The 23,958-nt window shown below is 56.2% G+C and carries 17 protein-coding genes; 12 read left to right on the forward strand and 5 right to left on the reverse strand.

The window, feature by feature from the left end; all coding sequences use genetic code 11:
* Positions 1–873 (reverse strand): alpha/beta fold hydrolase, encoded by an 873-nt coding sequence (locus HUO12_RS02935; protein WP_232367289.1) that lies wholly within the window; start codon positions 871–873, stop codon positions 1–3.
* Between the two features lie 62 nt (positions 874–935).
* Positions 936–2,630, reverse strand: coding sequence for a PHA/PHB synthase family protein (locus HUO12_RS02940; RefSeq protein ID WP_176272187.1), 1,695 nt, complete (start codon positions 2,628–2,630; stop codon positions 936–938).
* 238 nt (positions 2,631–2,868) lie between these two features.
* Here HUO12_RS02940 and HUO12_RS02945 point away from each other — a divergent pair, with 238 nt between their 5' ends.
* The 5 genes from HUO12_RS02945 (at position 2,869) to HUO12_RS02965 (ending at position 12,067) form a co-directional block, all read left to right on the forward strand.
* A complete protein-coding gene (locus HUO12_RS02945) occupies positions 2,869–5,079 on the forward strand; it encodes an EAL domain-containing protein (RefSeq protein WP_176272188.1) in 2,211 nt (736 codons plus the stop codon).
* 187 nt (positions 5,080–5,266) lie between these two features.
* Positions 5,267–7,381, forward strand: a complete 2,115-nt coding sequence (locus HUO12_RS02950; protein WP_232367290.1) for a sensor domain-containing protein — start codon at positions 5,267–5,269, stop codon at positions 7,379–7,381.
* Between the two features lie 78 nt (positions 7,382–7,459).
* Positions 7,460–9,277, forward strand: coding sequence for a translation elongation factor 4 (lepA, locus tag HUO12_RS02955; protein ID WP_176272189.1), 1,818 nt, complete (start codon positions 7,460–7,462; stop codon positions 9,275–9,277).
* Between the two features lie 471 nt (positions 9,278–9,748).
* Positions 9,749–10,246, forward strand: a complete 498-nt coding sequence (locus HUO12_RS02960; RefSeq protein WP_176272190.1) for a hypothetical protein — start codon at positions 9,749–9,751, stop codon at positions 10,244–10,246.
* On the forward strand, positions 10,247–12,067 hold the full coding sequence (locus HUO12_RS02965; protein WP_269748032.1) for a tyrosine-protein kinase family protein: 1,821 nt from the start codon (positions 10,247–10,249) through the stop codon (positions 12,065–12,067). It begins immediately after the preceding gene.
* 203 nt (positions 12,068–12,270) lie between these two features.
* On the opposite strand, the gene HUO12_RS02970 is transcribed toward HUO12_RS02965, so the two are convergent.
* Complete coding sequence (locus tag HUO12_RS02970) at positions 12,271–13,110, reverse strand: hypothetical protein (RefSeq protein WP_176272192.1); 840 nt, start codon at positions 13,108–13,110, stop codon at positions 12,271–12,273.
* A 294-nt stretch (positions 13,111–13,404) separates the two neighbouring features.
* The gene (locus tag HUO12_RS02975; RefSeq protein WP_232367291.1) at positions 13,405–13,614 is read right to left on the reverse strand and encodes a Flp family type IVb pilin; all 210 of its coding nucleotides are present in this window, start codon (positions 13,612–13,614) and stop codon (positions 13,405–13,407) included.
* 242 nt (positions 13,615–13,856) lie between these two features.
* On the opposite strand from HUO12_RS02975, the gene HUO12_RS02980 reads away from it, so the two are divergent.
* Together HUO12_RS02980 and nhaA are read left to right on the forward strand one after the other, a co-directional pair.
* The gene (locus HUO12_RS02980) at positions 13,857–14,630 is read left to right on the forward strand and encodes an outer membrane protein assembly factor BamD (RefSeq protein ID WP_176274258.1); all 774 of its coding nucleotides are present in this window, start codon (positions 13,857–13,859) and stop codon (positions 14,628–14,630) included.
* 338 nt (positions 14,631–14,968) lie between these two features.
* Complete coding sequence (nhaA, locus tag HUO12_RS02985; protein WP_176272193.1) at positions 14,969–16,198, forward strand: Na+/H+ antiporter NhaA; 1,230 nt, start codon at positions 14,969–14,971, stop codon at positions 16,196–16,198.
* Positions 16,199–16,373: 175 nt separating this feature from the next.
* Here the strand turns inward: nhaA and HUO12_RS02990 are convergent, their stop codons facing one another.
* The gene (locus HUO12_RS02990; protein WP_176272194.1) at positions 16,374–17,957 is read right to left on the reverse strand and encodes an ABC-F family ATP-binding cassette domain-containing protein; all 1,584 of its coding nucleotides are present in this window, start codon (positions 17,955–17,957) and stop codon (positions 16,374–16,376) included.
* Positions 17,958–18,172: 215 nt separating this feature from the next.
* Between HUO12_RS02990 and HUO12_RS02995 the strand changes: the two genes are divergently transcribed.
* From HUO12_RS02995 to recN, 5 genes are all read left to right on the forward strand, one after another.
* Positions 18,173–18,574 carry a hypothetical protein gene (locus HUO12_RS02995; RefSeq protein WP_176272195.1) on the forward strand — a complete coding sequence of 134 codons (402 nt, stop codon included), beginning with the start codon at positions 18,173–18,175 and terminating at the stop codon, positions 18,572–18,574.
* 3 nt (positions 18,575–18,577) lie between these two features.
* Entirely contained in the window at positions 18,578–18,796 is a 219-nt protein-coding gene (locus tag HUO12_RS03000) for a helix-turn-helix transcriptional regulator (protein WP_176272196.1), read from the forward strand.
* A 468-nt stretch (positions 18,797–19,264) separates the two neighbouring features.
* Positions 19,265–20,305: a helix-turn-helix domain-containing protein gene (locus HUO12_RS03005; RefSeq protein WP_176272197.1), complete on the forward strand. Its 1,041-nt coding sequence runs from the start codon at positions 19,265–19,267 to the stop codon at positions 20,303–20,305.
* A gap of 87 nt (positions 20,306–20,392) precedes the next feature.
* On the forward strand, positions 20,393–22,063 hold the full coding sequence (locus tag HUO12_RS03010) for a serine hydrolase domain-containing protein (RefSeq protein ID WP_176272198.1): 1,671 nt from the start codon (positions 20,393–20,395) through the stop codon (positions 22,061–22,063).
* Positions 22,064–22,138: 75 nt separating this feature from the next.
* Complete coding sequence (gene recN, locus HUO12_RS03015) at positions 22,139–23,803, forward strand: DNA repair protein RecN (protein WP_176272199.1); 1,665 nt, start codon at positions 22,139–22,141, stop codon at positions 23,801–23,803.
* Positions 23,804–23,958 lie beyond the last annotated feature (155 nt).

Genomic DNA, 23,958 nt, shown 5'->3' on the forward strand with positions numbered 1-23,958 from the left:
TTATGCGGCCTTGCTGTGTTCGGCACCGTCCGGTTCGTCGAGGAAGCGGTGCATAGCTTCAACGCATTCATCACTATGGCTGAGCAGGAACAAGTGTCCTCCACCTCTCAGGACCAGCAATTCGCTATCCGGGATAAGCTTGTCGAGGAACCAGCCATTGGTCAGCGGAACAATGTGATCCTCATCGCCCATCATGATCAGCGTTTTCTTTCGCATGAATGGCAAGGCAGGAGCGCTGGTCCATCCCAGCATCGCCATCAATTGGTAGAAATATCCACGCGGGGAAGGGGGCTTCAACCGATGGATATGCTCCATCTTGTTGAGGCTCTTGCCAAGTGCTCCGCCGTATAGCGTCTGGAAGTGCTCTTCCATGAAAGCAGCATCGATATAGCGTCGCGGATCGGCCATCTTGCTGAGTGAAGCTGGATTGCCCGGCATCATCAGCATCCCTGCCGTAGTTGCGGCTAGGATAAGTCTGCGCGTGCGTCCAGGGTGCTGGATCGCAAAGTGCTGAGCCATGGCGCCACCCCAGCTAACGCCCATCACATCGACCTTGTCGACTCCCAGTTTGTCTAATAATTGCGTAGTCGTCCAAGCCATAGTGACTGTGTTGTAGGGGACGACCGGTTCAGGCGATCCACCGATGCCGGGCATGTCGAACATAATGAAAGCGCGTTCGGGCAGTGCTTCCGCAAGCGGTGCAACAGCCTCGATATTCGCGCCGATCCCGTTAAAGAACAGCAGTGGTAAATGCTCGCTCGGCTCATCTAGTCGCCAAGTTGCGACACGCAAAGTACGCCCGCCGACGGTTTCCATGGTGATGTTAGCATCGGCCATGGCCTCGTCGAGCGCATCATCGAGTCTGTCCGTCAAATTCTGGTTCCTGTCCTGCGACCTCTTTGGGCCATGTCTTGCTGGAGAAGCGACGCTCCGGCTTATCTTTCTTCCACTACGTACAGACCGGGGGCGGGGTCCAGCGGCTTGTGATCGTCATCCCCGACTGAAACAGGTGCTGGTTTCTTGGTGCCGGAACGTTCCTGCATCCATTCCATCCAGAACGGCCACCAGCTCCCTTTGACTTCCTCGGTACCTTGCAGCCAATCATCAGCCGTTTTGGGTAGCTTGCCCTTCTTCTTTTGGACGTAATACTTGGCTTTGGGATTACCCGGAGGATTTAGGATCGCTTGCATGTGGCCAGACTGGCTCAGGACATATGTAATGTCTTTGGATCCGAACAACTGGGTCGAACGATAGGTCGCTTTCCAGGGTGTAATGTGGTCTGTGACGCCGCCCAGGATGAACATGTCCGACTTCACTTTCGAAAGATCGATCTTGTGTTCGGCCATCTCGACTTCGCCCTTCTTGGTAAAGGCGAGCGTTTCGAACAGCGTCAGGAAGTCACCCATCAGACTTGCTGAGAGATTGGTCGCATCAGCATTCCAGAACAGAACGTCAAAGGCTGGCGGATCCATTCCAAGCAGGTAGTTGTTGATGACATAGTTCCAGATCAGGTCATTCGGACGCAACCAGGCAAAGCCGCGCGCTAAGTCATCCGCTTTGATGATTCCGGCTTTCTCTGCGCGTTGGCGAGCGAGGGCCATGCCGTTCTCTGAAACAAGAGACCCAGCTTCCACATCGGTCGGCTTAGGATGCAGAACACAAACCATGAGTGTGAGCGTTCCGAGCAGATCGCTCTTCTGAGCTGCCAGTTTTGATGCGAGGACAGAGGCTGTCTGGCCACCAGAACAGCCAGCAGAGACATTCACCTTGTCGGAGCCGGTTATCTTGGAAACAGCTTCCATCGCCTCTTCGCAGGCCTTGATATAATCACTCATCCCCCAGACGCCTTGTTCCTTTGAAGGATTGCGCCACGAGATGACAAAGGTCTGAATTCCGTTGTCGAGCTGGTATTTCACGACAGACTTATCGGGCGATAAGTCATTGATATACATCTTGTTGATCTGCGGCGGAATCGTCAGTTGCGGGACTTCGTAAACCTCGTCGGTCGTCGGCGCGTAGTGGACGAGCTCGAACATTTCCGTTCGCAGAACGACGGAGCCTTCCGAGGTCGCGATATTCTCGCCCAATTTGAACGGGCGTTTGTCAACCTGACTAACCATCCCCTTATTATTGACGAGATCATTATACGCGTTCTTGAGACCGGCGATCAGCGACAGGCCGCCTGAATTGATGAGCTGCTTTTGCGCTACCGGATTGCCGACGAGCGTATTGGTTGGGGCCAAGCCATCAATGATGATGTTCGAGATGAAATTGGCACGATTGCGCTCCAGCTCGTCCAGTTCCAGCTCTTCGACCCAATTGCGCATACCCTTCTGCACAGCGAGATAATACTGCGCACCTGCGCGGAAGAAGGGATTGTACTGCCACGCCGGATCCATAAAGCGCTTGTCTTTTGGGTCGGGCGCTAGATCGGATTTGCCGGTCATGATCTTCACCATGTCCTCACCCATCGCTTGAGCGTGGCGCATTATACGCGACGGGTCCGATGCTGTTTCTCGCAAAAGCAGTGCAACAGCGCCCACGAAGTCTTCGCGAGCAATGCCGATCAATGGTCCCAGAGCGTTGGTGGATTGAGCGGCTTCGTTTTCCAGTTTGATCTTTTCAGCCATGCTTTCCCCGAGTGGCAGTGAATTCAAATCTCTGTCACCTGAATGGCGCTGAGAACGTTAAATGGCAAGCCAACATTGCCAGTTTGAGCGAGATCTATGAGCCCACTTTTGGCAGCCTGTGGCGGGCCCTTGTCGCTCGTTATGGTTAATTTGAGGCACCGGGAAATTAGCCAATTGGCAAGAACTTATTGTTAAATCCTCAACAGGGTATCGCTTCGTAGAAAAGAACATAAGATCAATGGCAGGACTGCTGGGAAGACTTACAGGCGGGAAAGGTAAAGGCACGGAGAAGTTGGCTCCGCTTTGCCCGATCAAACAGAATGACCTCGCCCGTCGGGTCGAATTGCTTGACAGCTTTGAGCAGGCAGGGCTCGGCTGGTTCTGGGCAACTGACGCATTTGGCCGCCTGATTTACCTATCGAAGAATGCCATTTCGCAGCTTGGCTGGGATGAAGCCGAAATAATCGGCCGCCCGCTGACCGATTTGTTGTTGCCGCCGGAAGATGAAGAAGATTCGCGATCGGAACGACCGCTCAAATTCCTTCTCGGCGCACGAAATTCGATTTCGCAGCTGGACGTGCGCGTCGCCGTAGAGACCACAGAAGTATGGTGGGAAATCGCTGGGAAGCCTCAATTCGACAAGAACGGCGAATTCAACGGCTATCGGGGTAGTGCCAAGGACATCACTGCGACACGAGAAAACCAAAGGAATGCGGAACGCCTCTCACAGTATGACTCCCTAACCGGTCTAGCTAACCGGCATCGCATGGCAAAACGGCTTGGCGCGACGCTTAGCGCTTATCGCAATGCCAAGCGGTCATGTGCCTTGATGATGCTGGACCTCGACAGGTTCAAACAGGTCAACGATACGCTTGGACACCCGGCAGGCGACGAGCTTTTGAAGCAAGTGGCCGCCAGATTGGGGCAGATCATTGGCAAGCGTGGGGAGATCGGTCGACTTGGGGGCGATGAATTCCAGATCATGCTGCCGGACATCGACGACCGCGGCAAACTTGGAGATCTTGCGAACCGTGTCATCCAGATGGTTTCTCAGCCGTATTCGATCAATGGAGCGCGGGCGATCATTGGAACCTCGGTCGGTATCGCTGTTGCGCCTTACGATGGGATCGAGCCAGAGGAGCTCGTCAAAGCGGCTGATCTGGCTTTGTATTCAGCCAAAGGCAGCGGGCGGGGGCAGTTTCGCTTCTATTCAAGCACGCTCAAGGACAGCGCCAAGCATCGGCGCAACATTGAAGAGGATCTGCGCGATGCAATGCATCGCGACGAGCTCTCTATGGCATACCAACCGATTGTTGATGCATCGACGCATAAAGTGGCGTGTTTCGAAGCGCTGATGCGCTGGGAGCATCCAGAGCGAGGGCCGATCTCGCCCACTGAGTTCATCCCGATCGCTGAAGACTGTGGTCTTATCAAGAAGATCGGCACGTGGGCTCTGGAAACGGCCTGCAGCGAGGCCGCCCAATGGCCGATAGAGCTGCGTGTCGCCATCAATGTGTCAGCGGTTCAGTTTGCGAATGATGACTTTCCGCAGACAGTCAAGAACGCGCTCAAGAAGAGTGGCATCAGTCCTTCCCGGGTCGAGCTTGAAATCACGGAAAGCGTGTTCATGGGCGACGATGAGCGAACACAAAGGATGTTCAAGGAACTCAAGAACCTTGGTGTTAGGCTGGCCCTTGACGATTTTGGAACCGGATACAGTTCACTGAGCTATTTGCGCAAAGCGCCATTCGATAAAATCAAGATAGATCAGACATTTGTACGCGGCTCCTGCGAGCCCGATAACAACAATGCCGCTATCATCAGTTCGATAGTGAGCCTTGCTGACGCTCTCGATATGGAGACTGTGGCGGAAGGCGTTGAAACGAAAGACGAACTCGAGCTGGTCAAGAAGCGCAAGGCGACCCACTTGCAAGGTGCAATCTTCTCGTTTGGTGTCCCCCATGATGAAGTGATGGCAAAGCTTGAGAGCGGTGATTTGGTTTACGAGCCACGTGGGCCAGAGCGGTATCGCTCGCAACGACGGACGGAACTACGGCGCATCGGCCTTGTCCATGGCGACTATCGCTACAACGTCGTCCTCAAGAATCTCTCCAAATCAGGCGCTAGGGTTGAGGGGCTGTTGGATGTTCCCTTGGAGACTGAAGTGGTTCTTGATCTGGGTGATGGTCAGCTGGCAGTTGCGACTGTCGTGCGGAGCGAAGGATTTGCACAAGGTCTTCAGTTTGAGACCCCGCTTATCAGCGATGGTTTCGATGGCCTCTGCACGCGCCATCGGGTCTCCCCCTATCAGATAGAAGCAGCAGGTAAGCCACTGAGTGCATTGCCGGAAGACGCCTATTCTGCCTTGGCTGGTCTAGGCACCGCAGCGATTGCACAGCCTCAGTTTCGAGAAGTCGATATTAGCGTAGCCCGCTCCGAAGCCGCGTAGCCACTTCTTCTCTTAACCTGCGCTCAAATTAGCAGAAAAATAACCAACACGCTTTACTCCACATGGTGCAATCCGGATCTGCTTGTAGGCCGGGTAATTCAGGAGTTCAGGTCAGGTGCCGCTAAAGGCTCTACTGTCAGGTTCTTTCGGTTCCGGCGCCCCTGGTGGTCGCCGGGGCGGCTCAGCTTTGTCTGACGACGAAAAGCTGGCGATGCTGGACGAACTCGAGACTTCGGGACTTGGATGGTTCTGGGCTTGCGACAAAGAAGGCAATCTGACCTATCTCAGCCAAGCTATCAGCGACCGCGTAGACCTGCCCCTGGACGAACTCATCGGCGAACCGCTTCCTTCGGTATTCCAGGCACGAGGCGGAAGTGGACGGACGCAATCGCTCGCATTGAAGCTGGGCGCGCGCAAATCGTTCTCAGGTTTTGAGGTTAGCACGCAACGCGGTAACCAGCACGTTGTTATCAGACTGTCAGGTCGACCCTATTTCTCACGAGGCGGTTCATTCATGGGCTTCCGTGGGACTGGCACAGACATCACGGAAGACTTTCACCGTGAGGAAGAAACCCAGCGTCTTGCAAAGTATGACTCGCTTACCGGTCTGTCCAACCGGCATCGAATGGCACAGATCATCGAAGGAACGCTGACAGCTTTCAAAGCTGCAAAACGCAACTGTGCGATCATGATGCTGGACTTGGACCGCTTCAAGCAGGTCAATGATACGCTTGGGCATGCAGCGGGCGACGAGCTTCTGAAGCAGGTTGCAGCCCGGCTGCGCAGTGCAGTTGGCGAAGACTGTGAGATTGGTCGTCTCGGCGGCGATGAATTTCAGGTCATGTTCCAAGATAAGGATGATCGCGGAGATCTGGGCGAGATTGCAGCGCGCATTATCAAGATGCTTTCGCAACCTTACTCGCTCGACGAAGGGCGCTGCGTTATTGGTGCCTCGGTGGGTATCGCAATTGCACCGCATGACGGGGTGACCCGCGAAGAGATTGTCCACTCAGCTGACCTCGCGCTTTATGCAGCGAAGAATGGCGGACGCGGGCAGTATCGCTTCTATTCAGGAGATCTTCAAAACGAAGCCATTTTTCGGCGCCGGCTTGAAGGCAACCTTCACGAAGCGCTGCAGGATGAGCAGCTATTCCTGCGTTATCTTCCGGTGCTCTCAGCCGGTGACCAGCAAGTCACGGGTGTCGAAGCGCTGGTGTGCTGGAACCATCCAGATCGCGGCGAGATCGATGAGGAGGAATTCCAGTCGATCGTTGAAAACTCCAGCATGGTTGTGGATGTCGGCGAATGGGCAATCAAGACCGCTTGCAAACAAGCTGCTCAATGGCCGGATGACTTGCGCATTTGCGTCAATGTACCCGCGCGGCTGTTCAATTCAGACGGTTTTGTAGAGTCGATTTCTGCTGCTATTCAGGACTCCGATATCGAGCCATCGCGGCTGGAGCTTGAAGTCAAGGAAACAGTATTTCTCGCTGAAACGGAAAGCGTCGACAAAACGCTTGCTCAGCTATTCAAGCTTGGCGTGCGCTTGACACTCGACGAGTTTGGAACCGGCTATTCGTCGCTAGGATATTTGCAGCGCGCGCCGTTCAACACGATCAAGATTGGCGAAAACTTCTATCGCGATCATTTTGGCAAGAATAGTCGCGAACTCGCGTTGATAAAAGCCATTGTCGCGCTGTCCAAGGCCCTCGGCATGCGAACGGTTGCAAGCGGTATTGAGAACATGGATGTCTTGTTCGCGCTGCGTGAAAGCGGTGTAGATGGCCTGCAAGGTCTGATCTACACCGATCCGCTCACCGCAGACGACGTAACCAGCGAACTTGCGAACGATGAATGGACAATCGAGCCAAGCAGTTCGCGGACTCAGCGCGCGCGTCGTCGTACTGTCCTTCGCAAGGTCCAAGTTATCCATGACGACCATTCATATGATGTGACATTGCGCAATCTGTCTCGCAGCGGAGCCCTGATCCAAGGGCTTTCCGACGTCCCGGTCGACACGCAGTTCGTCCTCGACCTTGGAGGCGGTCAGCTTGCGGTCACGACGGTGATCCGTTCATCGGGGGATACACAGGGGCTAGAGTTTGAAACGCCATTGATCGACGACGGGGCAGGGGGGCTTTGTACTCGCCACCGTGTCTCGCCTTATGCGCTTGCGTCTGCTGGTGCTCCTCTAGCGGCGCTCTCTCCAGGCAATTACAAGAGCATGGAAGGCGGCATGCTGAGCGAGGGTACAATCCCGCAATTTAGCTATGCCAAGGGGTACACGGGCGATATTGGCTGAGGCTGCAATTGCCTCTGTACACCCAAGCTTTACGTTTGTGGCTGACAGGCAAATCCTGTGCGGCTAATGGAGCGGGAAATGACCGACCTCTCCAAAATCCGTAATTTCTCCATCATCGCGCATATCGATCATGGCAAGTCCACTCTGGCTGACCGGCTGATCCAGTTCACCGGCGGGCTCACCGACCGCGAGATGAGCGAGCAAGTCCTTGATAACATGGACATTGAGCGCGAGCGCGGCATCACCATCAAAGCCCAGACCGTGCGCCTTAACTACACCGCCAAGGATGGCGAGACCTATCAGCTCAACCTGATGGACACGCCCGGCCATGTCGACTTCGCGTACGAAGTCTCCCGCAGCCTCGCCGCATGCGAAGGCGCGCTCCTCGTCGTCGACGCAGCCCAGGGCGTCGAAGCGCAAACGCTTGCCAATGTTTACCAGTCGATCGAGCATGACCACGAAATTGTCCCCGTCATCAACAAGATCGACTTGCCTGCCGCCGAACCTGAAAAGGTCCAGCAGGAAATCGAAGACGTCATCGGCCTCGACGCATCCGAAGCTGTCATGACGTCCGCCAAATCGGGCATCGGCATCGAAGACGTGCTCGAAGCTGTCGTCGCCAAAATCCCGCCCCCCAACGGCGAGCGCGACAAGCCGCTCAAAGCCAGCCTCGTCGATAGCTGGTACGACCCCTATCTCGGCGTCGTCATCCTCGTCCGCGTCATCGAAGGCGTCATCACCAAGGGCCAGAACATCAAGTTCATGCAAGGCGGCACGCAGCACCTGATCGACCGCGTCGGCTGCTTCACGCCCAAGCGCACGGACCTCACAGAACTCGGCCCTGGCGAAATCGGCTTCATCACCGCGCAAATCAAGGAAGTCGAACAGGCCCGCGTGGGTGACACGATCACGACTGTGAAGGGCGGGGCGAGCGAGCCTCTGCCCGGCTATAAGGAAGTCCAGCCCGTGGTGTTCTGCGGCCTGTTCCCGGTCGATGCGGCAGACTTTGAAAAACTGCGCGAGAGCATTGGCAAGCTGCGCCTGAACGATGCCTCCTTCTCTTTCGAAATGGAAAGCTCTGCCGCGCTCGGCTTCGGCTTTCGCGCAGGCTTTCTGGGCCTGCTGCATCTGGAAATCATTCAGGAGCGTCTCTCCAGAGAATACGATCTCGACCTCATCACCACCGCGCCGTCCGTGGTCTACCGCGTGCATCTCGCGCATACCAAGAATGAAGCGGCGTCCGTTGTCGACATTCACAATCCCGCCGACTGGCCTGATGTGAACCGCATCGACATGATTGAAGAGCCGTGGATCAAGGCGACGATCTACACGCCGGACGACTATCTCGGCGCAATCCTCAAACTGTGTCAGGACCGTCGCGGTATCCAGACCAACCTGACCTATGTCGGCGGGCGCGCGCAGGTGACGTATGAGTTGCCCTTGAACGAGGTGGTGTTCGACTTCTACGACCGGCTGAAGTCGATCAGCCGCGGCTATGCCAGCTTCGACTATGAACAGATCGGCCTTCGCGAAGGCGATCTGGTCAAGATGAACATCCTCGTGAACAATGAACCGGTCGATGCGCTGAGCTTGATCGTCCACCGCAGCGTTGCCGAAGAGCGCGGGCGCGGCATGTGCGAGCGATTAAAAGATCTTATCCCGCGCCACCTGTTCAAGATCCCGATTCAGGCCGCGCTGGGCGGCAAGATTATCGCGCGCGAGACGATCGCCGCACTGCGCAAGGATGTGACCGCGAAATGCTATGGCGGCGATATTTCGCGCAAGAAGAAGCTGCTGGACAAGCAGAAAAAGGGCAAGGCGAAGATGCGAGAGTATGGGAATGTGAGCATCCCGCAGGAAGCTTTCATTGCGGCGCTCAGGATGGGGGAGGAGTAGCAGCACGGCTACTACGCACGAACGCATATTGACATTCCGGTATCAATTGATACCTATGGCTCGGGACGGGATGAAGGATCGAGCTATGAGGAAACTCACTTTTGTCTGTAGAAATTCGCAAGCAGATGGCTCGACTTTGCGAGTCGCGCAGAACTCGAGCCGTTGGCTCATTTCCACAATTGCCATCGGACTGGCGACCGCGTTCAGTCCCATTGCATAGCGGAAGTGGTTCGGATTCTCTTGAAGAATATTTCACGGACGAAAGTGCTTGGCGCTTTATTCGCGAGTGCTTGCTCGATGAGAACATTGAAGCCTTCGAGATCGTCCTTGATCAACCCCCTGGCAAGAAGGCCTGGTACATGGTCGTGCCGATATCTGATCAGCATGAAGTATATATAAAGCTTCACATGGGTCAGACCAAAGTGATCGCCCGCAGCTTCCACCTTAGTGAGACGAAGAGGTCCGTTCGTAATGACGGAAAATAATATGCTCAGACATGAAACTTGCGAGCTTTGCGGTGAAGGCGATGCGCGTCTTATCGAGGTGATGTCGGACGTACCAATAGGCTCTGGCGCATCTGCGGAGTTGCTAAGCGTTAGGACGCCAGTTTGGAAGTGCGATACATGTGCCGGGCAATATCTGCATGAAGATGCCGACATGATCCAACATGATGCGGTTTGCGATCATCTAGATAGGCTGCGCCCATCAGCCATTCGCTCGCTTAGACTGCTTTTCGGTATGAACCCTGAGACATTCAGTGCCTACACTGGCATTGGGATTGCATCGATAAAACGCTGGGAAAGTGGCGCGCAGATCCAGACGAAGGCATTCGATAACTTGCTGCGTTTCTACAAAAAAGAGGCAGAAAAAAATACTGTGCATCAGATCGATTATTCGAAACCAAAGTTTCGAACGCATATTCCAGAAGATAGGATCGCAGCTTCTAAATCATTTAAGTTGGCGGCTTAGATGTATACGGTTACGTTTTATTCGTACAAGGGCGGAGTAGGCCGCTCGATGGCCCTGATGAACACTGCTGCTATTCTAGCTGCAGAGGGCAAGCGCGTGCTCGTTGTTGACTTTGATTTGGAGGCGCCAGGTCTAGATACATACGAGCCATTCCGTCAGATGGACACGTCTCGTGGGATAGTTGATTTTGTGTCCGAGTATTTGGATACAAACTCTTCGCCCGATGTGGAGCAATACATCATTGAAGGCAGAATTGATGAAGATCCAATTTGGTTTTTGCCTGCTGGTATCCACACAGATCATTCCTATTCTGAAAACCTCCATTCAATTGATTGGCGGCATCTGTACGAAGAACGGTCTGGCTTTCTTTTAATTGAAGATTTGAAGCAGCAATGGGCGTTGTTTGACGACAAAGGTTTTGACTATGTTTTGGTCGATAGTCGAACTGGCCACACCGACGTGGGTGGTATTTGCACGCGTCAGCTGCCTGATGCGGTAGTGGTGATGTTTGTCCCTACCTATCAGAACATCGATGGATTGGTGCCGATTGTAGAGTCCATCCGCAAAGAGCGGCATCCTGTCCGAAGAAGCGCAGTCGAATTGCATTTTTGTCCGGCAAACGTCCCTGATATCGATGACGAAGAAGGGATTTTGCGAGGATTGCTTTCGTACGCCGAAAAGGAGCTTGGATATGATGAGCCCGCGGCGCTAATCAACCACTACCCTCATCTTGAGATACTTGAGCAAAAAGTATTTTGCAGAAGGCACAGCAAGTCTCGTCTTGGGAAGCAGTATCGAAGGCTAACGAGCGAGGTCAGGGCAGGAAATCTCGATGATCGAGAGGGTGCGTTGTATGCGCTCAGAATGCTCCCTGACCGGTATGAGAAGGCAAGGAGAAGGAACAACTTCGGAGAAGTTGAGAGGCGAATAGACTCGAAAATCTCGCAGATTAGTGAGAACTTCTCTGAGGACGGGGAAATCGCTTTTGGCTTGGCTAAATTAGCTAATCGTATGGTGCGGCGGGAGGACGAAATTACTCATCTTGGCGTGGCTATCGAACAGGGTTATGAGAAGAACCTCGCAACTATCCGAAGAGCCTATGCAGCAACGTCTTTGAATGAAGATGACTTGGCACTTTCGGACGCGCGCAGCCTTATCTCGAGCGCCGAAGCCACTTTGTTCGAAGCTTCACCCGCTCTCGAAATAATTCGAGCGATTACGAGCGACGAAGACTATCTCGCTATCGTGAAAGAGCTGGCAGAGAAGCAAATCACGAATGACCCTGTAGGAGGGCTGCTGCTTCAGCGGCTTATGGTTTCGCGCGCAGGCGCGGAAGACGTGCTAAAGTTGGCTCGGATGCGCAATGATTTAAGTAGGGGCCAAAGGGTTCATACATCGTATGTGCTCGCTTTAATCGCAACTCGGAATTTCGAAGAAGCCCTGAGTGAGATCGGTTCTAAGGACGAGGTTTCGGAGTCGAGTTCGATTGTGAGCGTTTTCAACTATGCGATGGCTGAGTGGGGCCAAAATGGCGAAGTGGACTTGACCCTGATTAATCTCGTCTTGTCGCTTGCGGAAACAGAAGCCTTCGTGGATCCGAACGCTCGCCAATGCTTCGCTTTGTGCCACGGGCTGCTTGGCAATCGTGAACAGGCCTTTGAGGAGTTGCGTCGTGCGAAGAGGGCGTTCCGAACGAAAGCTAGTAGTTTTAGCTGCTGGGTGTATCTGGAGAGAGAGTTGCAGGATTTTTCCGCTGACTTGGATGAAATGAGGTCAGCAATTGCCGGCGAAGGTGTGCTCCATCCTCCATTTTTGACTTGAGATCGCAATTCCAACAAAAAGGGGCCCAAACGAGATTAGTCGTTTGGGCCCCTTTTTCCATGTGTTTGTGAAGAGTTAAGCGTCAATCGACTCGTGGTGAGACATTCAAATCCTCCTTGATTCTCGCTGCATATCGCAGCCAATTATGCAAATTCCTAGTGTAAACTTTCTAACATGCCGTAAAGTTCCAATCTCGTAGCCGCTCACTCCCAACCCTCATCCTTTAGCCGTCTGATCCCGTCCCACGGCTCGGGTGCGGGCGGCTCCTGCAAAATATCCTTCGGATCGGCGTTGCGCGCTTCGCGCGTGGCTTGCGGGCCTTCGCGCAAGAGCATCCGTATATCCTCATCCGCTTGCAGAGCCTCCAGGTCGCGGTTGCGCAGGCGTTCAAACGCCTCCCATGCCGCGCGGGTCTCTTCCGACAAGCGCTCCCACGCGTTCGCGCGGTCGATCTCGACCTGTTTGCGGATCGCGTCGAGCTTGGTATCGATCCTCGCCTGCAGCTGCTTGGGCGAGACGCTGCGCTGCTCCTTCTCCCACTGCCTCCTCCATTTGGCCTTGAGGCGGCGCTTCTCTTGTCTGCCGATGGCGTTGAGGCCCTTGAGGTCTGATTGCCCCCGCGCAAAGCGTTCCGGCGCGCGGTTCCTCAGCATGAACATCAGCAGCCGGTCGTTGAAGCGCTTTCGCGTGCCGATGAGCTTGCCGTAGGAATAGAGCGGCTCGTCCACGCCGTTCAAGGCGCGGTCCATGGCGACGTCCTCGATCCGCTGGACGCCGAGGTCGAGCGCTTTCTGCCATGCGGCGCGGAATGGCCCGGCGCCCGGTTGGCGGCGCAGGTGATAGGCGCCTTCCGCGCTCATATCGACGGCGCGGGCGGCGGCCTTGACGCTTCCGGTGTCAGCGAGCGCTTCGATAAAGGCGCGTTGGCGTGCCGCGGTCCAGCCGTCGTGGCGCGCGCGCTTGCGCGGGACGGGGGTGAAGGCGGGGAGCTCGCCAGCAGGGACGGGCAAGCGGGCGGTGCGGGGGTCGGCCTTGCGGGTCATATTTTCCTTTCCGCACTCGCATCCGCGAGCGCGATATCCTCGCTTTCGGGCAGGCAAGCTGCCCACGCTGCGGACGGGCAGTCGCCCTTGCGGTTGCGGGGCAACCGGGAAGCATGAACCACAAAAGCGCGGGGTAGGAAATCACGCCATCAAGTAGCGAAGCGGTAGGGCGACAAACTAAGCCATCAAGTAGGGGATGACTTGGTCACGGCAGTCAGCGCACGACCGTGCGCCGGGCGGTAGCCCGGAAGCCTAAGTGAGCGGACGCGAACGCCGGCGCTTGAGGCCTAACAATTAAGGTGTCACAGTATTATTAGCGCCCATTTCCGTGCTGACAGTGCTCATGGTGGTGGAAAGCTCGTCGCCGACAGCGCCCAGTGCCACAATTGCGGAAATCGCGATGAGCGCGCAAATGAGGCCGTACTCGATTGCGGTCGCACCGCTCTCGTCGGAGAAGATGCGGGGCTTGCACATGGTGCGCGCTTGCAGGCGTTTGATCAACATAGCTTTGGTCCTCATGATCGCGTGCCGGACTCGTGGGTCCTCTTCGAAAGAGCGTTCAGACTATTCGCGAGAGAGTTAACAGAGCGTTCTCCAAAAGTGGTTTAATTCGAGTTACGCACGACAATCTGCCGCATTTGCGAGGCATGAGGAGCAACTTCACTTGGCGTTCACGCAGGCGGTGGTTATAGGCTGACCCCATGACGACTGAATCCCGCAAATTGGCGCCTCAGGGCGTGTCTCGTATGGTTCTTGGTGCGCTGCTGGCCGGCGCGACAACACTGACCGCTGGCTGTGCCGGCAGGGGCGGCGGCGACGAGGATGTCGCCTACGTCGCGCGCGACGTGGAAACGCTCTACTCAGAAGCGAAATCGCGGCTCGATCGCGGGAATACGCAGCTTGCGGCGGCGCTGTTCGACGAAGTGGAGCGCCAGCACCCTTATTCGCCATGGGCGCGCCGGGCTCAGCTGATGAGTGCGTTCAGCTATTATGTGGCGCAGGATTATAACAAGTCGATCCAGAGCTCGCGGCGTTTCCTGTCGATCCACCCGGGTAACCGCGATGCGCCTTATGCGTACTACCTGATCGCGCTGTCATTTTACGAGCAGATCAGCGATGTGCAGCGCGACCAGAAGATTACCGAGCAAGCGCGCACTGCGCTGACCGAAGTCAACCGCCGCTTCCCGCAAAGCGAATATGCAGCCGATGCGCGGCTGAAGCTTGACCTGGTCAACGATCACCTGGCGGGCAAGGAAATGGAGATCGGCCGCTTTTATGCGCGTTCTGGCCGCTGGCTCGCGGCGCAATTGCGCTTCCAGAATGTGGTGGACGAGTATCAGACGACCAGCCACGCGCCTGAAGCGCTCTATCGCCTGACGGAAAGCAGCCTTGCGCTGGGCGTGCCTCAGGAAGCGGTGAAATATGCCGCAGTTCTCGGCGCGAACTATCCGGGCACAGAGTGGTACGAGAAGGCATTCGAGCTGATCGACGACCACGCGTCGGGCGTTACAGCCATCTGATCCGCCTGAAAGCGCTTTGACCGGTTTCACCCGCGAACCGGGCCACTTTTCCATTCATTCCGAAATGGCGGCTTTTGCCGGACCCTTTTCGCGCTTGCTGCGTTCAATGTGCGCGGGCCGGGCCCCTCTGGCAGGTGTGAAGAGCGAATTCGCTCGGCACCTGTGATGTCGGACCGCATCGGATTGTCGATGCGCATCGGGGCCTACGCCACTCGCGAAAGCCCAACCAGCAACGAGTTTCGCGCATCAACCTTCCGATCGGTAAGAACTACCAGAACCGGCGCGATGTGGAGAAAATTTCCGCATTGTACCGGCTCTGACAAAGGGAAGGTTTTTCCATGGTCAAGGCAATTGCCCCCATGCTGCGCGATTTCATGCAGAAAGAAAGCGCAGGCGGGATAGTCCTCATTTTTGCAGCTCTGGCTGCTCTCGTCGTCGCAAACACACCGCTCAATGCGGCTTACAAAGCGTGGCTCGATATACCGATTGTCGCAGGGTTCGGCGGCTTTGTGATCGACAAGCCTCTGCTGCTGTGGGTCAATGACGGCCTAATGGCGGTGTTCTTCTTCCTCATCGGCCTGGAAGTGAAGCGCGAAGTCATGGAAGGTCAGCTCTCAAGCTGGAACAAGGCTTCGCTGCCGCTAGTCGCAGCGATTGGCGGCATGGCGATCCCGGCGGTCATCTATCTCGCGATCAATGCAGGCACCCCGGAAAACCAGGCGGGCTGGGCGATCCCGGCGGCGACTGACATCGCCTTCGCGCTGGGTATTCTCGCATTGCTGGGACCGCGCGTTCCGGTGGCTCTCAAAGCCTTGCTGCTAGCGATAGCCGTGATCGATGACATTGGCGCGATCACGATCATCGCGCTGTTCTACACCGGAGAGATCAACACCGGATATCTCGCCATGGGCGGCGCCGTATTCGTCGTGATGCTGCTGGTGGGCCGGATGAAGGTCCCCTCGGCCATTCCCTATGTCCTCCTCGCGATCCTGATGTGGGCCTTTGTGCTCAAATCGGGCGTTCACGCGACGCTGGCAGGCGTAGCCGCTGCGCTGACTGTGCCCTTGGTGGCGCATAAGGGTGAGCGCTTGCTGGAGCATATGGAGCACGCGCTTCACCCCTGGGTTGCTTTCCTTGTCATTCCGATTTTCGGTTTCGCCAATGCGGGCGTATATTTGCTCGGATTGAACCCGGCTGACCTGCTGGCACCATTGCCACTGGGCATTGCGCTGGGCCTGCTGATCGGCAAGCAGATCGGCATTTTCGGCTTTGCTTGGCTCGCTGTGAAGAGCGGTATGGCGAGCCTGCCCGATCAAGTGAACTGGCGCCAGATTCACGGGCTTTCGCTGTTTGCCGCGATCGGCTTCACCATGAGCCTGTTTATCGGCAATCTGGCCTTCGCGAGCCCCGAGCAAGTCGATGCTGTAAAACTCGGCGTTCTGTCCGGCTCGACCATCGCAGCAATTGCTGGCTTCTTCCTGCTGAAATCGGCTCTGCCGGATGAGGCCGAGAGCGAAACGCAGGCGGACACCGCAAGCGATGACACGCTAGCAAAGGCCGCTGCATGATGGCCTGACAGGCGTTTATTGCCACATTGAAACGAGAGGGCGCGTTGCCATTGGCGGCGCGCCCTTTTTGCTGGATTGACCCTCGTCGCAGCGTCAGTTTGCGTACGGCGATGGGCTGCGTCAACGCATCTGAGCGTGGTACTCTAAATACCGCCAACGACCCAATAACTGACGCTCAAAGGTTCCCCAGATCGAGAATGCGGTGCGGCCGCAGGTTTTGGCGAAAGCGTTGGTCATGGGTAATGCAAATGATCGCACCATCGTAACTCGAAAGTGCTTCCTCGAGCATTTCGACCGAGGCAATATCAAGGTGATTAGTTGGTTCATCAAGGACAAGTGCATAGGGCGCGGTCTCGCCCGAAAACAGGCATGCGAGTGCTAAGCGTACTTTCTCTCCTCCCGATAAGCTTGCCACGATCCGATCGCCCCAAACAGACCGGAAGCCGAACCGAGCCAATGCAGCATGCAATGCGTTCGGGTCGAGTGCCTCATTGAGCCTTTGCATAGCTTGCAGCGCAGTTTCCTCAGGATGGAGCAATTCGAGATGCTGGTCGAGAAACCCCACCGATGCTTTGTCTATCTCAACGGAGCCAATTGCGGGATTGTCCATCCCGGATAAGAAGCGCGCCAGAGTGCTTTTTCCGCTACCGTTCGGCCCACAAATCAAAATGCGTTCAGGCCCGATAATCGTGAAGTCAAGCGGACCAAAAAGCTGTCGGCCAGCGGCTTTGGCGCAAAGCCCCTTGGCCTTGAGAACCACTCGACTGGCTGACAGATGAGAGAGGGGCAATTCGATGCGGATTGGCGTGACCTTTGCAACATCACTCGCGGCCTTTTCCTGTGCCCGCGCCGCATGCTCTAACCGGTCGCCACCCACTGCACGATTGCGAGCTAATGTCGCCTGCGCGCGTTCTTTTTTTGCATTGATTTCAAGCCGGGAGTGGTCTCGACGCATGGCCGATTGTCTGCCTTGCCGATCACGGCTTTGTTGTTTCTCAACGCTCGCCTGACGGGCCCTTTGTGCGCTCGCCACGTCGGCGCGCGCCTTTTCAAATGCTTGATTGGCGCGCTCGCGCTCAGCCTCCCGAGCTTCTTCGAAAACATCCCATCCACCCGAAACGCAAAAGGTTCCCAGAGGAGACAACTCGATGATGCGATCAACGTTTTCCAATAAGTCGCGATCGTGAGTGGCGACGAACACCGGGCCATCCCAGCTTTCAAGCAGGGAATAGACGAAAGCACGGCCATCCGTGTCGAGATCATTGGTAGGCTCATCCAGCAAGAGAATGTCGGGTTGGCGGATAAGCAGTGCAGCAGTCTTTAGCCGGTTTCGCTCACCCCCACTTAGCTGTTCAACCTTCCGAGTAAGGTCGAGGGCCTCTAGGCCACAAACCGACATCGCTTGATTGAGCTGGCTCGAAACGTTCCAATCGACAGCATCGAAGTCCGCTTCCAGCGGCGATCCACTTTCAAATCGGTTCTGAATCTCCAGTTGCGCTTCAACCCCCAAGGCCTGCGCGACGCTAGTGCCCTCTGGAAAGGGCCTCTGATGCATGAGGGCTGGGATTCCGTCGAGATTGATCGACCCGGACATGGGTGCGATGTCCCCCGCGATAGTTCTCATCAGCGTCGTTTTGCCACAGCCATTGCGGCCGACCAGACCAACTGTCTCGTGCGCGATCGTTGCGGTTATTTCAGGCACCAACACCGACCCATCAGATGCTGCAAGAACGACGCGATCAAGGAGAACATGAGACATATGGAGCCCTTCAATTCGGTCTTGGCAGGATTACGGAAAACATGTCTTGGGCTAGCTAGGGATAGTCACAATTAGACCCAGTAAGAAAATTCCCACCTTCGGGCTCCAGCGACAGTATATTTCAAGCGTAGCGCCGAATGATGGATGTAGAAAATATTTGACATCTGATGGGGTGTCGTTATGTATGTAGAAGATATTTTACATAGGAGCAAATTATGTCATTCCGAGAACGCGCCGCATGGGTGATGGGCTTTACACTTATCCTAACCGGTGGATACTATCTCAAGCTCGTGATTGGTGATGGAGTGTCCCCATCATCTGCGGCCTTTCCGTTTGTCATAGGCGTTACAATCTTGTCGATTGCAGCGCAGGTGGTACTCGCTGCGTTATCACCTCGCGAAGCCTCGAGCCCTGTCGATGAGCGCGAACGGTTGGTGATCCAAAAGGCTGCCAACTTTTCATCCTATGTGTTGGCAACCGGTGTAGTTGTAGCCCTTGGCATTTTTATGGTCTCCGAAGTTGGGATGCAGCTATTTAACCTCGCGCTCATATCGCTCATTCTCGCGAAGATTGCCGAATACGGCGCCCAGATTTTTCTTCTGCGTTCGAGAGTGTGAAACGTGAGCAAAGCTCCTCCAATCACAAACCGCGTTCGTGAGTTGCGCGAAGCCCATGGCCAGATGAGCCAGGCAGCGTTGGGAGAGGCGGTCGGTGTCACGCGGCATACCATCATTGCTATTGAGCAGTCTCGTTACTCGCCTAGCCTCGAAACTAGCTTTCGAATTGCGCGAGTTTTCAATGTAGGTTTGGAAGAAGTCTTTGGTTGGGAAGGTGACTAAGGCCCTGCCACGTCAGTGGGCAAGTTTACCCATTGGTGGCTTCGAGAGCTGGAGAAGCGCGAGCTGAGGTGATAAGTGGTTGGTCATGAAAGTTTCGCCGAAATTGGAAGCACGCTTCAGTAATGTATTTCAGCCAGTCTTCTACTGGGGATTTGGAGCGTTTGAACTCCTTCTAGTTCTGTACACGATGTATTTGGAGCTGGCGACTGGCACTGGACTGTCCCTGGTCTCGACGGTCCTTCCTTTAAGCGTAGCAATCGCCGTTATTTGGGCAGTGCTATCGGTGCTGATCACGCTAGCTGTCTTGCGTTTCAAGAACAGACAGAGATCCCAACTTCCTAGCAGCTCCAGTCTCTTGATTGAGGCCACAAAGCAAATATGGATGCTCGTCCGGCTTGCGCCAAAGATCGGATCGGATCCTCCAGAGCGCTTGCATTCATCGCGTGAGTGCTGAATTGATCCGCTCTTATGCTCCCGCTCATTCCAACGCTTGCAGCTCTCGCCACATTTTTGGCTGTGCTGATGGGCGCATTCCTTATGCTTGTGCCATCGAGAATGCGACTAGCGAACATTGCGCTGGCACTCTTCCTGCTGGCAACCGCTGTCGATATCAGCGGCTGGTTCATGGGTGACTGGTGGGCGGCAAACCCTTCGATAGACCAGTTTCGTGTAGCAATTGCCTTTGCCCAAATGCCGCTGTTCACTGGCTATATCTGGCTTAATTGCTTCCATCGCGAAGCCATCCATCCGCGCGATGCGCTTCACTTCCTGCCGGCTGTAGCGACGTTGGCAGCGGTAGCAGCAGATGTGTCGCTGCCTTACTTGCGCGCCCTTTTTGAGCTTCAATACGCGGCGTATATGGCGCTCGCGATCTATGCGCTTTGGCGCGTTCGAAGCGCAATGACCGAGCATTACACCGGGTCTTCGGCCAATTGGAACTGGCTCGCGGTCATTGTCGCCTGTTCGCTCGTCGCGCACACTCTGTTTGTCGTCAGGACGGTATTTGCTGCTGGCCTACACGCAGAACTCCTTCAGCCCCTTCAGACGACAGCGACTTGCCTAGTGCTTGCCATCACGGTCCTGTTTGCGCTTCAAGCCATGTTGAACCCCGGACTGTTCCGGACGCAGGATCGCTTGCTCGCATCTGTGTCAAATCCTGCCGATAATCACAGCCAAGGGGAGCAGGACCAGCGCTTGTTGGCGTTTATGGAGGAGCACAGGCCATATCTTGATCCTGACTTGTCCTTGGACAGACTCGCGCGTCGCAGCGGCGTCACCGCGAAGGAGATCTCGGTTTTGATCAATCAGCGTCACGGCGTCCATTTCTTCGATTTTATCAATCGCTACCGGATCGAACACGCCAAGCGCTTGCTGGTAGAGACCGACCAGACTGTAACTGAAATTCTCTTCGCATCAGGGTTCAACGCGAAGTCATCGTTCAACAGCGCATTTCGCAAACATGCTAGTACGACACCTTCGATGTTCCGGAAAGAAAACGGTACAAAATAGGTTCGACTTCGCGAAATCGGACGCTTGCCGGCTCAAACTGAGCCAGTTCCTCGCTGGTTAGAACAACCTGCTTAAAGGGAGCGCCCAGTGCCGCGGATTACCTTGATCATTGTGATGCTTTGCGCAGCGATTGTCGCTCTGTCACCTGCGCGCGCTGCAACCCCTGACTGGGCTGCAGTCGATGCCTTGGTTGCACCATATGAGGGTAGTGACAGGCCCGGCATCAGTGTGGCGGTCATGATTGACGGTGAAGTCGTATATGAGCGCTACGCGGGCATGGCTGACCTCTCGCATGAAGTGCCGATCAGCTCTCATACGCGATTCAACATCGCATCGATCACGAAGCAGTTTACCGCATTCGCGATTATGCTGCTGGCGGACGAGGGCAAGCTCGCTCTCGATCAGGATGTGCGTGATTTCATTCCCGAGCTTCACGAACGGGCGACGCCAGTGACGATCCGGCATATGCTCGACCACACAAGCGGCCTGCGCGAGGTCAACAGCTTGCTTTTGCTCACCGGTGCGAACGAAGCAACGCCGGTCACGCAGGCCCGCTCACTCGATTTGATCTTGCGCCAGCGGGGCGAGAATTTTCCTGCAGGGCAGCGCCGTGAATACAGCAACACTGGCTACATTTTGCTCGCTGAGATTGTCGAAAGGGTATCAGGGCAACCTTTTCCGGACTTTATGCAGGAACGGGTGTTCAAACCGCTTGGCATGGATCGCACCTTTGTGAATTCAGATTCTGAACGCATCACGGCTGGCCTTGCCTCCAGTTACCAGCCACGTGGAGACGGGTTTGCCCGGTCCAATCTCCTGAATTCTGATTACGGCGCGTCAGGCATCATCTCCAGCCCGCGCGATATGCTGCTTTGGGCCAACGCCCTGGAAACCGGCATGATCGGAAATGCTGCGGTGCGAAACGCCTTCGACGCGCGCTCCACCTTGGCGGATGGAAGCAATGCAATCGGAGCCAACGGGCAGGAGTATCGCAAGTTTCGCGGGGTCGACACGTGGTCGCACGGCGGGACCAGCGGCGGCTACCGCAGCTTCCTGCTCCGAATTCCTGACGAGAAAATGGCGATTGCTGTCATGGGCAACCGTTCGGACTTCCTGAAAGCTGCGTTTGCATTCGACGTTGCCGGGGCCTTGCTCGCCGACCGTCTTGAGCCGGAGCCCTCGACAGAATTCGCGCCGGAGACGCACGAGGAACTGGATCGCTATGTTGGTGATTACCGCTTGTTTGCAGGCATAGAATTCTCGGTACGTCGCGAGGGCGACAACTTGACTGTCGCGCTGTTCGGCACGGACGGTGGCTTCGTCATGGAGCAAGTCGGTCGAGGCGAATTCATGTTCGATCCCGCGCGCGATCTGCGTTTCGTCTTTCGCGATTTCGAGAATGGACGGGCAAGTCAAATGCGTTGGACAGTCAGCGCAGACGGCTACATCCCTGCGCCTCGCGTGGACATGGTGCCTGTACCTAGCGGCCCGATTGATACCGCTGGAATAGCGGGTGTCTATTACAGTGACACGCTTCAGCATGCGATTGAAATCCAGGTGAAAGAAAACGCATTGTGGGTGCGCACCGGGGACGCTCTGTATGCTCAACTGGACCGCTATCAGCCTGACACATTCCGGCCAATTGGTCAGTCCCCGATACAGCGGCTTGAGTTTACTCGCGCAGATGGTGGAGCCGTCGCGGGTGTCCTCGTCTCGACGTCACTTGCGGACAATATTGAGTATCGAAGAATTAAGTGACCCTCACTTTGCACAGAAAGGGCGCATTGCCATTGGTGACGCGCCCTTTTTGCTGCGCTAAGCGTTTCAGCATTCATGCTGACCCGCCTGTCCATCCGCAATGTCGTGTTGATCGAAGCGCTCGATTTGGATTTCGGGCGCGGGCTGGGTGTGCTTACCGGCGAGACGGGGGCAGGCAAATCGATCCTGCTCGATGCGCTCGGGCTGGTGCTGGGCGACCGCGCGGATTCCGGCCTGGTGCGAGCTGGCGAAGACAAAGCGCAAGTGGCAGCCGCTTTCGAGTTTGCGCCAATGCCTGACGCTGTGGCTGAAGTTCTCGACGATGCAGGAGTGGAAGTCGAACCGGGCGAGCCTTTGATGATCCGCCGTCAGGTGAAGGCCGATGGCGGCTCCAAGGCATGGGTCAATGATCAGCCTGTAGGCGTGGCGCTGCTGCGTGAGCTTGCCGCATCGCTGGTCGAGCTGCACGGCCAGCATGATGATCGCGGGCTAGTGAACCCGCGCGGACACAGGGCTTTGCTGGACCGTTATGCAGGGACGGATCTCGATGGCCTGCGCAGCGCATGGACTGCGTGGCGTGAAGCGGCAGAGCGGCTTGAAAGCGCGCGTGCTGAAGTGGAACAAGCCAAGGCAGATCAGGACCTGTTGCTTGCCCATCTGGCCGAGCTCAACGCGCTTGAGCCGCAGGCGGGTGAGGAAGCGCGGCTAGCGGAAACACGTGCAAGCATGCAGAAGGGCGAGAAGCTATCCGGCGATCTTGAAGAGCTGCGCGTGATCTGGGAAGGGTCGGACTCGCCTTTGGCAGCTTTGCGCGTGGCGGCGCGGCGGCTTGACCGGATTGCGGGCGAACATCCTTTGCTGACAGAGGCCTTGGGCGCGCTCGACCGTGCGCTGGTGGAAACAGGCGAAGCCGAAGACAAGCTGCGCGATGCGGCCGAGGCTCTGGTGCATGATCCGGCGGCTCTGGATGCAGCGGAGACACGGCTGTTTGAACTGCGCGCGCTCGCTCGCAAGCATCGCTGTGAAGTGGATGAATTGCCGGACAAGATGCGCGCGATGCGTTCGCAGCTCGACGCGATTGAAGGCGGCGAAGCGCAATTGGATGCGTTGGAAAGCGCGGCAAAGGCGGCGGAGCAGGCGTATACGGCCAAGGCAGAGAAAGCGCACAAGGCGCGGCTGAAAGCGGCCAAGCAGCTCGACAAGGCGGTGGCGGCTGAACTGGCTCCGCTGAAACTGGATGCGGCGCGGTTCCTGACAGCGGTGGGATCGCTCCCGCAGGAAAAATGGGGGCCTGCTGGAAGCGACAGTGTCGAATTCCTCATCGCCACCAATCCGGGTGCGGATTTTGCTCCGCTCGGCAAGATCGCGTCCGGCGGCGAGCTCTCGCGTTTCATCCTCGCGCTGAAAGTCGCGCTGGCGGAGAAGGGCGGGGCAGCCACAGTGATCTTTGACGAGATCGATCGCGGGGTCGGCGGCGCGGTGGCCTCTGCGATTGGCGACCGTTTGGCAAGGCTCGCAGGTGAAGAGCAATTGCTGGCCGTCACGCACTCGCCGCAAGTCGCCGCGCGCGGCGCGACGCATTACCTGATCGCAAAATCCTCCTCGGGCACGGTGACGAAGACCAGCGTGGCACTGCTCGATGAAGCGGGCCGTCAGGAAGAGATCGCACGGATGCTCTCCGGCGCTGAAGTCACACCCGAGGCCCGCGCGCAAGCGGATCGCCTGTTGGAGGGGGTTTGACCTTGAGCGAAGAGGTGAGAACCGATGAGCCGAACATGGTAGCCTTGCTATCAGTATTGCCGGCCGGACTTTTGGCATTGATCGGATGCCTGGCGTCAGCTTCGGGGCTCATCCTCCAATTGGATCTGTTGTTTCAGAGTTTGAATGCGAACCAC

This window comes from Altererythrobacter lutimaris (assembly GCF_013371495.1).
Classification (GTDB): Bacteria; Pseudomonadota; Alphaproteobacteria; order Sphingomonadales; family Sphingomonadaceae; genus Erythrobacter; species Erythrobacter lutimaris_A.